13 protein-coding genes are annotated in these 12,497 nt (G+C 41.6%); 2 read left to right on the top strand and 11 right to left on the bottom strand.

Annotated features, from left to right (window positions below; all coding sequences use genetic code 11):
- Positions 1–135: 135 nt before the first annotated feature.
- The 5 genes from AN394_RS07745 to rplU form a co-directional block, all read right to left on the bottom strand.
- Entirely contained in the window at positions 136–513 is a 378-nt protein-coding gene (locus AN394_RS07745; RefSeq protein ID WP_054562775.1) for a DUF3718 domain-containing protein, read from the bottom strand.
- A 79-nt stretch (positions 514–592) separates the two neighbouring features.
- Positions 593–1,072, bottom strand: a complete 480-nt coding sequence (gene folA, locus AN394_RS07740; protein WP_082401652.1) for a type 3 dihydrofolate reductase — start codon at positions 1,070–1,072, stop codon at positions 593–595.
- Positions 1,073–1,152: 80 nt separating this feature from the next.
- On the bottom strand, positions 1,153–2,307 hold the full coding sequence (gene cgtA, locus AN394_RS07735) for an Obg family GTPase CgtA (RefSeq protein WP_054562776.1): 1,155 nt from the start codon (positions 2,305–2,307) through the stop codon (positions 1,153–1,155).
- Positions 2,308–2,457: 150 nt separating this feature from the next.
- Positions 2,458–2,715: a 50S ribosomal protein L27 gene (rpmA, locus tag AN394_RS07730; RefSeq protein WP_054551015.1), complete on the bottom strand. Its 258-nt coding sequence runs from the start codon at positions 2,713–2,715 to the stop codon at positions 2,458–2,460.
- 16 nt (positions 2,716–2,731) lie between these two features.
- Complete coding sequence (gene rplU, locus AN394_RS07725; protein WP_036965957.1) at positions 2,732–3,043, bottom strand: 50S ribosomal protein L21; 312 nt, start codon at positions 3,041–3,043, stop codon at positions 2,732–2,734.
- A 410-nt stretch (positions 3,044–3,453) separates the two neighbouring features.
- On the opposite strand from rplU, the gene ispB reads away from it, so the two are divergent.
- The gene (gene ispB, locus AN394_RS07720; protein WP_054562777.1) at positions 3,454–4,425 is read left to right on the top strand and encodes an octaprenyl diphosphate synthase; all 972 of its coding nucleotides are present in this window, start codon (positions 3,454–3,456) and stop codon (positions 4,423–4,425) included.
- An 89-nt stretch (positions 4,426–4,514) separates the two neighbouring features.
- Here ispB and mdh read toward each other — a convergent pair whose 3' ends face one another.
- Positions 4,515–5,450 (bottom strand): malate dehydrogenase, encoded by a 936-nt coding sequence (mdh, locus tag AN394_RS07715; RefSeq protein WP_054562778.1) that lies wholly within the window; start codon positions 5,448–5,450, stop codon positions 4,515–4,517.
- 225 nt (positions 5,451–5,675) lie between these two features.
- On the opposite strand from mdh, the gene argR reads away from it, so the two are divergent.
- A complete protein-coding gene (argR, locus tag AN394_RS07710) occupies positions 5,676–6,143 on the top strand; it encodes a transcriptional regulator ArgR (protein WP_054551012.1) in 468 nt (155 codons plus the stop codon).
- Here the strand turns inward: argR and AN394_RS07705 are convergent.
- The 5 genes from AN394_RS07705 to AN394_RS07685 form a co-directional block, all read right to left on the bottom strand.
- On the bottom strand, positions 6,140–7,039 hold the full coding sequence (locus AN394_RS07705) for a Dyp-type peroxidase (protein ID WP_054562779.1): 900 nt from the start codon (positions 7,037–7,039) through the stop codon (positions 6,140–6,142). The two genes, argR and AN394_RS07705, sit on opposite strands and share 4 nt — an antisense overlap.
- A gap of 61 nt (positions 7,040–7,100) precedes the next feature.
- Positions 7,101–8,144 (bottom strand): ABC transporter ATP-binding protein, encoded by a 1,044-nt coding sequence (locus AN394_RS07700; protein WP_055021165.1) that lies wholly within the window; start codon positions 8,142–8,144, stop codon positions 7,101–7,103.
- Complete coding sequence (locus tag AN394_RS07695; protein WP_055021164.1) at positions 8,141–9,775, bottom strand: iron ABC transporter permease; 1,635 nt, start codon at positions 9,773–9,775, stop codon at positions 8,141–8,143. The genes AN394_RS07700 and AN394_RS07695 overlap by 4 nt, the downstream gene beginning before the upstream one ends.
- Before the next feature lie 77 nt (positions 9,776–9,852).
- Positions 9,853–10,857, bottom strand: coding sequence for a Fe(3+) ABC transporter substrate-binding protein (locus AN394_RS07690; RefSeq protein WP_055021163.1), 1,005 nt, complete (start codon positions 10,855–10,857; stop codon positions 9,853–9,855).
- Between the two features lie 790 nt (positions 10,858–11,647).
- Positions 11,648–12,310 carry a tRNA-uridine aminocarboxypropyltransferase gene (locus tag AN394_RS07685; protein WP_055021207.1) on the bottom strand — a complete coding sequence of 221 codons (663 nt, stop codon included), beginning with the start codon at positions 12,308–12,310 and terminating at the stop codon, positions 11,648–11,650.
- Between the last annotated feature and the right edge of the window lie 187 nt (positions 12,311–12,497).

The raw sequence follows: 12,497 nt of genomic DNA, 5'->3' as shown, positions 1-12,497 counted from the left end.
ACGAGTTAACAAAGATAGAAGCCGTGTTTGTGAAAACAAACACGGTTTTTTGTATGTATTCACTTTATAAGTGTGTTATTCAGGCACAAAAAAACCGCAACGAGTGCGGTTTCTTAAATTCTATTGGCGTTTCAATTAAAGGCCTGCGCGGTCTTTAATAACAGCGATTAGTGGAGAACCACCGTGGCCGTTTGATTCTGCCCATGCGATGTCTGCACCGTCTGCTAAAGAGCTTTTAGATAAGTTCTTAACGATGTATTCACCAGCATCTGCAGCGCCGCTTTCAATTGCATGACGAAGCATATTGTTGCCGTTACATTTTACAGCATCAAAGATGTTACGAATTTTCACACGTGAGCTTTTAAGCTTACTACGTAAACGGTTTTTATCATCAGCTGCGATGTACTCACAGATAGAAACCGCTAATTGATCATCAGCTTTTGCTGGTGCTGTATACGCAACTGACGCTGAAACAACAGCCGCTGCAAGTAACATATTTGGTAACTTCATCATATTTTGCCCTTATGTAATACTTTCTTCTTACCAAGATTGTGTAATATTGTACCAACTAATTAATTTTACCGCAATAATGTTACGAGTTTTTGTACAGGGTTACAAAAGTATACGAGTAAGGGTTTTTGTTATCAGGCTGATGCTTTTCTTGCTCGGCAACTGTCCAATTAGCAACACTTTCGTAATCTGGAAACTGCGTATCACCGGCCACTTCAAGGTCGATGAATGTTAAGTATAGACGATCTGCTTGAGATAGAAATTGTTCGTATATATTTCCGCCACCTATAATCATTACTTCTTCAACATCAGCAACCAATTCCAGCGCAGCCTCTGGTGAAGTAACCACCTCAATACCTTCAGCTGTGTAATCAGCATTACGCGTGATAATAATATTTTGACGACCTGGTAAAGGCCGACCTATTGATTCAAATGTTTTACGGCCCATGATCACAGGCTTTGCCATGGTTACTTTTTTAAAGTGTTGCAGATCGGCGGGTAAATGCCATGGCATTTGGTTGTCTTGGCCAATTACTCGGTTATTTGCCATAGCAGCAATCATTGAAATTTTCACACTAAACCTTAATACTTTTTTCTTATTAATAAAAAAGGAGCGCATGGCTCCTTTTCAGTTTTAAAATTTTATCGTTGGTAGATAACTTCTACATCGTAGTCATCATCATCCCAGTCGTCATCCCAATCATCATCGTCTTGAGATGTTGCTTTCTGATGATAAGTATCCCACTTAAATTCAACTTCTTCTTTCTCTTCTTCAGCGAATTTCTCTTTCGGCATACTATCAAGTAGCGCCATAATGTCATGACATAGTGCTTGAGTATTTTGCTTATTTGCAGCAGAGATACGGTAAACATTAACCTCTTCACCTAGCTCTTCGGCAATTTCATTACACAGCGCTTCAGCTTCATCTTCTGGTAATAGGTCAATTTTGTTAAATACTAACCAGCGCGGCTTTTCAGCAAGCTTAGGACTATATTGGTGTAGCTCATTAATAATCGCAAAGGCATTATCAACCGGATTTGTGCCATCAACAGGCATAACATCAATGATATGCAGTAATACACGACAACGCTCTAAGTGCTTTAAGAAGCGAATACCAAGGCCTGCACCATCTGAAGCCCCTTCGATTAGACCTGGAATATCAGCAATTACAAATGACTTATTCGCATCTGGGCGTACTACACCAAGATTAGGAATAAGCGTCGTAAACGGGTAATCTGCCACTTTTGGTTTAGCTGCCGAAACACTGCGGATAAACGTTGATTTACCAGCATTTGGTAAACCAAGTAAGCCAACATCAGCAAGTAGCATTAGCTCTAAGCGTAAGCTGCGAACTTCACCAGGTGTACCTAGTGTTTTTTGACGTGGCGCACGGTTTGTACTTGATTTAAAACGTGCGTTCCCCAAGCCATGGAAACCACCTTTTGCAACAACAACCTTTTGACCATGCTGGGTTAAATCACCTAATGACTCTTCAGTATCAACATCAATGATACGTGTACCAACAGGCACCTTAAGCGTTAAATCAGCGCCTTTTTTACCAGTCATGTTACGGCTTTGGCCATTTGTGCCGCGCTCTGCTTTATGAAAACGCTCAAATTGGTAATCAATTAACGTATTTAAGTTTTCATCGGCTTGTAGATAAACGCTGCCGCCATCGCCGCCGTCGCCGCCATCAGGACCGCCATCTGGTACATATTTTTCACGTCGGAAAGATACGACACCGCTGCCGCCATCACCCGCGTCACAACGAATTTCTACTTCATCTACAAACTTCATGATTACTCACTTTAAGATTGGCTTGTTAATAACTCTATTATATACCTAAGTGCCTTATTCAGCACCCAATGCCAAGGCGCTTAGGTATATATTTATGAGCCTTAAAACAAAAAACCCCGCAAAGGCGGGGTTTTTCAAATATCGAGATGATTACTCAGCTACGATATTTACGTATTTACGGTTTAAAGGACCTTTCTGTTCGAATTGAACTTTACCATCTGCTTTTGCGAAGATAGTGTGGTCTTTACCGATACCTACGTTTGCGCCAGCGTGGAAACGAGTACCACGTTGACGAACAATGATGCTACCCGCTAGAACTGATTCGCCACCAAAACGCTTAACACCTAGGCGTTTGCTTTCTGAATCGCGACCGTTACGAGTACTACCAGCTGCTTTTTTATGTGCCATTTCTCAGTACCTCTAATTAAGCGCTAATGCCAGTGATTTTAACTTCAGTGAACCATTGACGATGGCCCATTTGCTTACGAGAATGCTTACGACGTCTAAATTTAACAATCTTAACTTTCTCACCGCGACCGTGTGAAACAACCTCAGCTGTTACTTTACCACCGTTTACGAACGGTACACCGATCTCGATTTTCTCACCATCAGCAACTAAAAGTACTGAATCAAATTCAACTGCTGCACCAGTTTCAACGTCTAATTTCTCAAGACGAATTGTTTGACCTTCAGTCACACGGTGCTGTTTACCACCACTTTGGAAAACCGCGTACATAATTAACTCCGTCTGTGCGCCCTCAAATCGACGCAACTAAAATATTCTTCAATAGGGCGCGAAGTTTACGCTAATGTGCAAAAACTAGCAAGCCTCTTTTTCGATAAAATGAATAAAAAATAGCTGCATTGAGAGCAATTCAATATTTTCCCCTATTCTATCCTAAAAACACCACATGCCAAGCGGTTTTTACGATCTCATGACAATTAAATTACGCTAATAATACGCACCTTGAAAATTCAAAAAGCTGATCACTTATTAATCAAGACTATAAATTTATCTTGGCTAAATTGATCTCAAATAAAAAACTTTACAGTGTTTTTTTACTGAATCATCACAAAATATCGAGCAAGCGCTTTTTTTGTTGTACAATCAGCCCCGTATACCCATAAATATTGGCTCGGAGATCAATGGATATAAAAGCTATCCAGACGTTAATCGAAAATGAAATGGATGACGTCAATCAACTTATACATGCCCAAATGCGCTCAGATGTCGCATTGGTTAACCAACTCGGTTTATACATAGTAAACAGTGGCGGTAAACGCGTTCGTCCTATGTTGGCCATTTTAGCGGCAAAAGCACTTGGTTATGAGGGCAAAGACCATATTACGCTTGCCACTATCATCGAATTTATTCATACCGCAACCTTATTGCATGACGACGTTGTCGACGAGTCACATTTGCGCCGTGGTACGCCTACAGCCAACGCAGAGTTTGGTAATGCAGCGAGCGTTTTGGTGGGTGACTTTATCTATACACGTTCATTTCAGCTTATGGTTGGCCTAGGTAAAATGCCAATCATGCAAATTTTAGCTGATGCAACCAATGTCATCGCTGAAGGTGAAGTATTACAGCTAATGAATTGTAATGACCCTGACACCACAGAACAAAGCTATATGCAGGTTATTTACAGCAAAACGGCAAAATTGTTCGAAGCTGCAACCGGCCTTGCTGCAATTATTACCGAGCAAGACGAACAAACCCTTGAAGCATTAAACTTATACGGTATGCATCTTGGCACTGCATTCCAATTAGTGGATGATGTTCTAGATTACAATGCTGATGCCGAGCAACTTGGTAAAAACATTGGCGATGATTTAGCTGAAGGTAAACCTACCCTACCGCTTATCTACGCAATGCAAAAAGGCACACCAGAGCAAGTTAAGCTAGTACGCGAAGCAATTGAGCTTGGTAATGGTATGGACCACTTAGAGAGCATTCTAGCGGCATTAGCTGACACTAAGGCCCTTGAGTTTGCAATGCAAAAAGCTGAGCAAGAAGCTGACAAAGCAATTGCTTGTATTGCGTTCTTACCAGACACACCGTACAAACAAGCCTTAGAGAGTTTGGCCCGTATCGCCGTTGCCCGCGATCACTAAACGCTATTTATTCGAGCCATTAAAAAAGCCTGCATTTGCAGGCTTTTTTGTTTTCGGCGATTTAAAAAATCGCCTATCATCTGTCGGAATTAACCGTTGATGAAATCAACACCTTCCTGGATGTCTTTGTTAAGTGTAGCTAGCATGTCGTTTTTAGCTTGCTCTTCGAATGCACTTAACTCACCGTAAGAAAGGATTTCTTCAACGCCGTTCTTACCTAGACGAACTGGGTGTGCGAAGTATGCTGCGTCACCGTTTTCAACTGCAACGTATGCGTAATCAACTACTTCTTCACCTTGTAAGCCTTTAACTAAAGACATACAGAAGCGTGCTGCTGCAGCACCCATAGAAAGAGTTGCTGAGCCGCCACCCGCTTTAGCGTTAACAACTTCAGTACCTGCGTTTTGGATACGTGGAGTTAATGCTGCAACTTCTTCGTCAGTGAAAGTAACACCTTCAACTTGAGAAAGAAGAGGAAGGATTGTAGTACCTGAGTGACCGCCGATCACTGGAACTTTAACGTCAGTTGCGCTTAAACCTTTAAGTTCAGCAACAAATGCTTCTGAACGGATCACGTCAAGCGTTGTGATACCGAATACACGGTTAGCATCGTAAGTACCCGCTTTTTTGAATACTTCAGCAACGATTGGCACAGTGCCGTTTACTGGGTTAGTGATGATACCTACTAACGCTTTAGGACAGTTTTTAACGATGCCTTCAGCTAATGTTTTGATGATACCTGCGTTTACGTTGAAAAGGTCCGCACGGTCCATGCCTGGCTTACGTGGCATACCCGCAGGGATAAGAACGATATCACAACCAGCTAATGCTGCGTCTAGGCTGTCAGCACCAAAGCCTTCAACTTTAACGTCTGTTGGGATGTGAGAAAGATCAACCGCTACACCAGGAACAACAGGGGCAACATCGTATAACGATAATTCAGAACCTGCAGGTAAACTTGTTTTTAATAATAAAGACAATGCTTGGCCGATACCGCCAGCTGCGCCTAAAACAGCAACTTTCATTGGAATTCTCCGTAATTTGAGGTAGGAAATATTTGTGGCCCTAAAGATAATGAAATTAGCGACTAAAAACAAATTTATCCTGCTTATTTCGCGTATAATTTCGACCATAGTTGTAAACTTAGCTGTAAAGACACAGCATTTTGGACGACTTTGTAAACTAATACTGCATAAATATGCAGAGTTGTGTAGAATTACCCTACATTTTATGAATAAAGAAACGGCAACATGCAACCACAAGACAAACAAGAAGCACTGATCAAAGCGTTTAAGGCGCTATTAAAAGAAGAAAACTTCGGCTCACAAGGTGAGATTGTCGAAGCATTAAAAGAGCAAGGCTTTGATAATATTAGTCAAAGTAAAGTCTCTCGCATGTTAAGCAAGTTCGGTGCAGTACGTACTCGTAATGCAAAACAAGAAATGGTCTATTGTTTACCGGCTGAAATGGGTGTGCCAACAGCGAAAAGCCCACTGCGTCAACTTGTTATTGATATTATGCATAACGAAATGATGATTATTATTCGCACCAGTCCAGGCGCAGCACAATTAATTGCTCGTTTACTTGATTCACTCGGTAAAGCAGATGGCGTACTAGGTACCATTGCAGGCGACGACACTATTTTTATCGCCCCTGCGAAAATTTCTGAAATCGATGTAACGCTTGATCGCGTACGCACTTTATTCGATACCGTTTAAAGTTGCTTTAAGAAGTTTACTGACGGGGCGAAAAACGCAGATCCCATATCGGCTTGAGTAAAATCGAGCCAATGATCATAGCAATCGCCCTGTCCCAAGCGACTCTTTAATACCTGCTCAAACGCATCCCCTTGCGCAGCACACGAAACCATTAAAATTCCCTGCTTATGCACATCACCAAATGGCATGCTTTGGTTTAGCAAAAGTGGCTGGCCATGCTCATCTTTTAATTCACTACGAACCGCATGACTGGTTTCTACAGCAGGCACAATCAAGGTATTATCTAGACGCGTGCGCCCCATGATTTGCTCTTGCTCAGACAACGATAAATGCTGCCAGACACTCAAATCATGCACAAAGCGCTGAACATGAATATAACTGCCTTGGTCTTCAAAGTGACCCGGTTTATCGATAAGTGCTGTACTACGTTTTTGACGGCCATGAGGAGTATCGCCTGCATAAATAAAGCCGTTAAAATCACGTCCATCTAAAAACCGAAAATTACGGACCTGCTCCACCAACTCAACATCCGGTGTTAATAATTTTAGAATTTGCAGAGCAAATAGATGGTTTACATCTTCACGGTCTGAACGAATTTGCACAAACAAGTCAAATGGCTGCGCACTAATCACATGCTCACTATGAGTCACATTCGGAAAGCTTTGCAATTGGCTAGGGATAAACTCGGGCAGAATATGCGGCCAATACTGAGCGCCAAGGGCAACCACACACGATAGCATGGCTTCTGAGAACTGATCAGCAAACTCATCTTGAATGACGCTAACGCGTTTTAGTTTTTTACGTAATGACTCATCATGGCCATCGTAAACATTAAAAAACAGGTGCAAACCATGTAAGTTTGCTTCAGCACAAATCCCAGATTGCGCTTGCGCCATAGTGAATCCTTAGCTTCTCGTTATTTGCACAAAGCCAAGGATTCAAGATTGTTATTTATTACTAATCATGAAAAAAATTGACTGTGTGCGGCATTATTTTTATTTTTACAGGCTGCTCAACAGCTAACACGCGGTCTTGCTCTGCAGCAACTTCACACTCTTGCCCTGCAATATTGATACGATAAACATAACGCGTACCGATAAAGCGCCTGTGCAAGATAGTTAAACTGTTTGCGTCACTGTGCGCAGCTTCACACAACTGAATATGATGCGGCCTTATATACACTTGGCCTTGCTGACAATCTGCATTGTTCGCCGTCAAAGAGTGAACCACACCAAACGCCGTCTCATATTCAGTTGGCGTTAATACTTTTGCCGTTAAGTATATGCCCGTACCAAGAAACTCTGCAACCACCTTTGAGTTAGGTTGGCTAAATAACTGCTCAGGAGAGCCTTGTTGGGCGATTTTTCCACCATGCATAACCGCAAGCGTGTCGGCAAACGCGAAAGCTTCTTCCTTCGAGTGGGTAACAAATACCGCAGAAACCTGCTGATCTTTAATAATGCGACGTATATCGGCAATAAGCTCAAAACGCACTTGTGTATCAATATTCGAAAATGGCTCATCAAGTAGTAATAAACTTGGTTTGTAAGCAAGTGCACGGGCTATTGCCACTCGTTGCTGCTGTCCACCAGAAAGCTGATGCGGATATCGCTGTGCACAACCATCGAGTTTAACAAGGCTAAGCATTTCATCTACACGCTCGCGCTTTTGCGCTTTACTAATATTGCTTAGGCCAAACGCAATGTTGTCGCTTACCGTTAAATGAGGAAACAACGCATAGTCTTGGAACATCATGCCAATATTACGTTTTTCCGGTGCAACAAACAGCCCACTATCGTTAACCACTTTTGAATCAATACTCATATAGCCTTGCTCAGGCTGTAAAATCCCGGCAATTGCCTTTAAGGTAGTAGTTTTGCCGCAGCCACTTGCGCCAAGCAAACAGACGATTTCATCTTGTTCAACATTGAGGTTTAGTTCACTCAACACCTGAGTCGCATTGTACTGATAAGCTAAGTCTTTAATTATCAAATGACTCATGAGTGATTTTGCTCCATCGAACGATTAACGAAATACAAAGGGATTAACCCAACTAACACGATAAACAAGGCTGAAATTGACGCAAGCTCCAATTGCTCATCACTAACATATTGAAAAACATGAGTTGCCAGGGTTTCAAAATTAAAAGGTCTGAGTAATAAAGCCGCAGGTAACTCTTTCATGCATTCAATAAACACTAACAAGCCAGCTGTTAGAATGCCGCGTTTTAATAGCGGTAAATGTACTCGCCAAAGGGTTTGTAAGGGCCCTTTGCCCATTGATTGACTGGCCATATCTAGCGATGGGCTAATACGTAAAAAACTGCTTTCAAGCGCGCCATTCGCAATCGCATAAAAACGAACAACATAAGCAAAAATCATCGCAAATAAAGTGCCGCTCAAAAGTAATCCTGGTGATAAACCAAAAGGCTCAAGCCAATTGTTTAACGCATCATCCAGCTGAGTTAATGGTAGTAATACGGCAATAGCTAACACAGTACCAGGTAAGGCGTAGCCAGTACTTGCTAAACGTCCTGGGATCAAAGGGTAAGCTTGTTTCGCAATGCGCTGATAAAACAATACCAATAAGCTCAATAGGATAGTTGCAATGCTCACCACAACAGCCACTTTAAAACTTTGCCAAGCGTAATTAAAAAATGCCCCATTCCATGCTTCATCTGCATAGACAATGGCGTATTTAACTAACACCCCAACCGGTAGGATAAAAGCCAATACCAGCACAACTGTGCAAGCCAAGCTTGCAGCCCATGCGGCACTGCCTTTTAAGCGATACAAGGTTGCACTGTTAACGCTTGACTGACGTTCATACACAGCTTGATTGCGACGACTAAAGCGTTCAACCATAATGGTTAAAAACAAAATCAATAACATGATACCTGAAATTTTCGCCGCTGCCGTTAATGAGTAATAGCCAAGCCACGTATCGTATACAGCGGTAGTGAGCGTACTTACAGCAAAGTAATTGACGGTAGCAAAATCAGCCATGGCCTCCATACTGATTAATGTAACCCCTGCCACAATCGCCCCACGACCAAGAGGCAAACTAACGCGTAAAAAGCTTTGTAATGGTGATAGACCCATCAGCTGACTAGCTTGTACTAGTTTAAAAGACTGCTCTCTGAGTGCCGTTTTAAAAATAAGGAATAAGTAAGGATAGAGTACCAAGGCAATCATAATAATAGCCCCAGATAATGTACGAATATCAAAAAACCAGTAATCGTCTGGTGACTGCCAACCAAACCAGTCTCGAAGGGCGATTTGTACTGGCCCAGCGTAATCTAGTAAGTCAGTATACACATAGGCGATTAGATAAGTTGGCATTGCTAATGGCAGCATTAATGCCCATTCAAATTGCTTACGCCCAGGAAACTCACAATATGCAGTTAACCAAGCTAACGGCAATGCTATTACACAGCTCAGCAGCCCTACCCCTGCAATGAGTATGAGAGTATTACGGGTATAATCCCACAGCACAGTATCGAAAAGGTGCTGAAATACATCTGAATCTCCTTGCAGAGATTCAAATAGTAAAAAGCCTAATGGCGTAACAAGCAACAGGCCAATAAGCCAGGCTATAAGCTGCCAACGCGACAGCGAAAACTTCACATGCATAAGTGGATTAATACCAGATAAAATAAAAGCTGTTAAAAAACAGCTTTTATAAAAATGTGTTACGAGAAATATCCTCGTTATAAATCAAACTTTACTTCGTCAATCAGCTTCAGTGCCACAGGGCGATATTTGCTGATCTCATCAAGAGGAAGGCTATCTTCTTTAAACTCACCCCATGATGCAACCATCTCAGATAATGCAACCCCTTGCTTTACAGGGTATTCCATATTAACTGAAGCATACATATTTTGCGCCTTATTGTCGGTCATATACTCAACCAGTTTCAAGGCATTTTCAGGGTTTTTAGCATAACGGGTCATAACAACGCCCGATACATTGATATGAGAGCCACGGTTTGTTTGGTTAGGGAAGTTAATATAAACCGCTTCAGCCCATGATTTTTGCTGCTCATCTTGCATCATTTTGCCAAAATAATAGCTGTTGCCTAACGCCAGATCGCATAAACCTTCTTTTACGGCTTTGACTTGCGCTCTGTCATTACCTTGCGGCTTACGTGCTAAATTGGCTTTTACGCCCTCAAGCCATTGCTTAGTTTTTGCTTCGCCATGGTGAGCAACCATAGAAGCAACTAAACCTAAATTGTAAGGGTGTTTACCAGATCGAGTGCAGATCTTACCTTTGTATTTTGGATCGGCTAAATCCTCGTAAGTTAATTCAGCAAGTGCACCAACACGCTCTTTTGCAGAGTAAACATTACGTACACGTTTAGTAAGTGCTATCCATTGACCGTCGGCATCACGAAAAGTGCTTGGCACATTCGCATTAACCACATCACTATTAATTGATTGCGTTAAGCCTAAATCTTCTAATTGAATCAGCGCACTAAAATTTGAGGTTAATACTAAATCAGCCTTACTGTGCTTACCTTCACGCTTTACACGCTCAATCAAACCTTTTTTGGCAAAAACCACATTAGTTTTAATACCTGTTTGCTTAGTGAAATCATCCAAAATAGGCTGAATTAAGAATGGTTGACGAAACGAGTAAATATTTACTACATCTGCAGCGAATATAGGCGCGCTTAATAATGCGCTAAGTAATACTAAGGCTGTTTTCTTCATTTTATAGCACCTAAATAGTAACAATTATCAAAATATTTTACCTAGAGTTAAGGCAAAGTGCACCCGTTTAAACTTATATTTCAATCAACCTAACTGCCATTTAGGAATTTGCATGTAAGACATATCTCACCCACATGGCAGTTATTGAGTAAAAACCACCAGCAAACACTGCACAAAACAATATAAGCACCTGAAATACAACAACATCTTTTAAATGACAATAAAATAACCAGCAGATTAAGTAAGATTTTGACCTACTCAGCTTCGCCCATTTCTCTATAATTACTTACATCAACTAAGCAAGAAGCTTAATGAGTAGATGGATAAGGAAGCATTACTCATAATACCGCGGAATAAGGTTCATTAGGAGAATAAGGAATCAAGGACAGGCTCAGGAAGAGTAACGCAATGGAGTGACAACCTACGGACAACATCAGGATGATGTGGAATGGCATGACAACAGGACGTTGTTATACAGGAAGTTCAAAAAGTGGAATAAAGGACAGGCCGTTAGGGCATCGCAATGGATTTGCAAACAAAGGGATAGTGTCAGGATGGCACGTAAGGGAGTGGTAAAGTAATTACCAGCATGGATGTAAAGGACTAACAAGGAAACAAGGCGGGATTGCCTTATATTGCACAGAACCAATAAGTAAAGTGTAATCGCATGGATTGGCAAAGTTTAGGGAGTTGATTAGATTCAATTGCAGGATGCAAAAAATTAAGAAGATTCCGCAAGCGCGACTAGAGATAGTACGCGCTTTTCTTTTGCCTAAAATTTAGTAAAGAGTTATTGCTCTGGGCGTCCCTTATTACGCTTACCTAGCAGATAAGCATCTCTAAACTTAATAAAATGTTGCTCAAGCTTTTGTGTAGCATCTTCTTCACCTGCAAGGGCAAGTACCATAATAGCCACCTCTGCGGTGCCTAACTGATGCTCATGCGGGGCAACACGTAATCGATAATCAGATAGCTTTTCAGGCGTAATTGAAAGCACAGGAAAATTATCTAGATAAGGGCTTTTACGGATCATTTTCTTTGCTTCGCGCCAAGTCCCATCTAAAAAGATAAACAATGGACGCTTACCTTCAATAGGAGTTACTTCGGTGATCACGCGCTCTTCGTCGTCAACATCGCTGGCAGGAAAAATAACCATTGGCTGATACTGAGGATTTGCCAACAAGCTTAATAAGGCTTCATCTGGATTTGTTCTATCCCACTTAAAGGCATGGTTATCTGGCACGATTTCAGCAATTAAACGGCCAGTATTTGACGGCTTAAAACTCTCATTATGGTACATAAGTAAACAGACCGCGGCATCACACTGAGCTTGCTCAACGCCTTCACAAATACAATAGTGTTCCGCTAATAAACAACGCTCACAACGCGTTAGCTTTGCTCCTCGCGCTTTAAATTCACGACGAGACTCAGTCATTTGCTGAGCACGAAGCATTAACACTGAATTATTTGAGATAGTAGCCACTGTGTATTTACCAGATAATTAAACGGCGCGTATTGTAGCTAAAAATATGGGGAATAGATATTAATCTAAGTGGTTAGTGGTTAGTGGTTAGTGGTTAGTGGTTAGTGGTTAGTGGTTAGTGGTTAGTGGTTAGTGGTTAGTGGTTAGTGGTTAGTGG

It is taken from the genome of Pseudoalteromonas sp. P1-26, from assembly GCF_001401795.1.
Lineage (GTDB): Bacteria > Pseudomonadota > Gammaproteobacteria > Enterobacterales > Alteromonadaceae > Pseudoalteromonas.
This window is presented reverse-complemented; position numbering and strand designations above follow the sequence as displayed.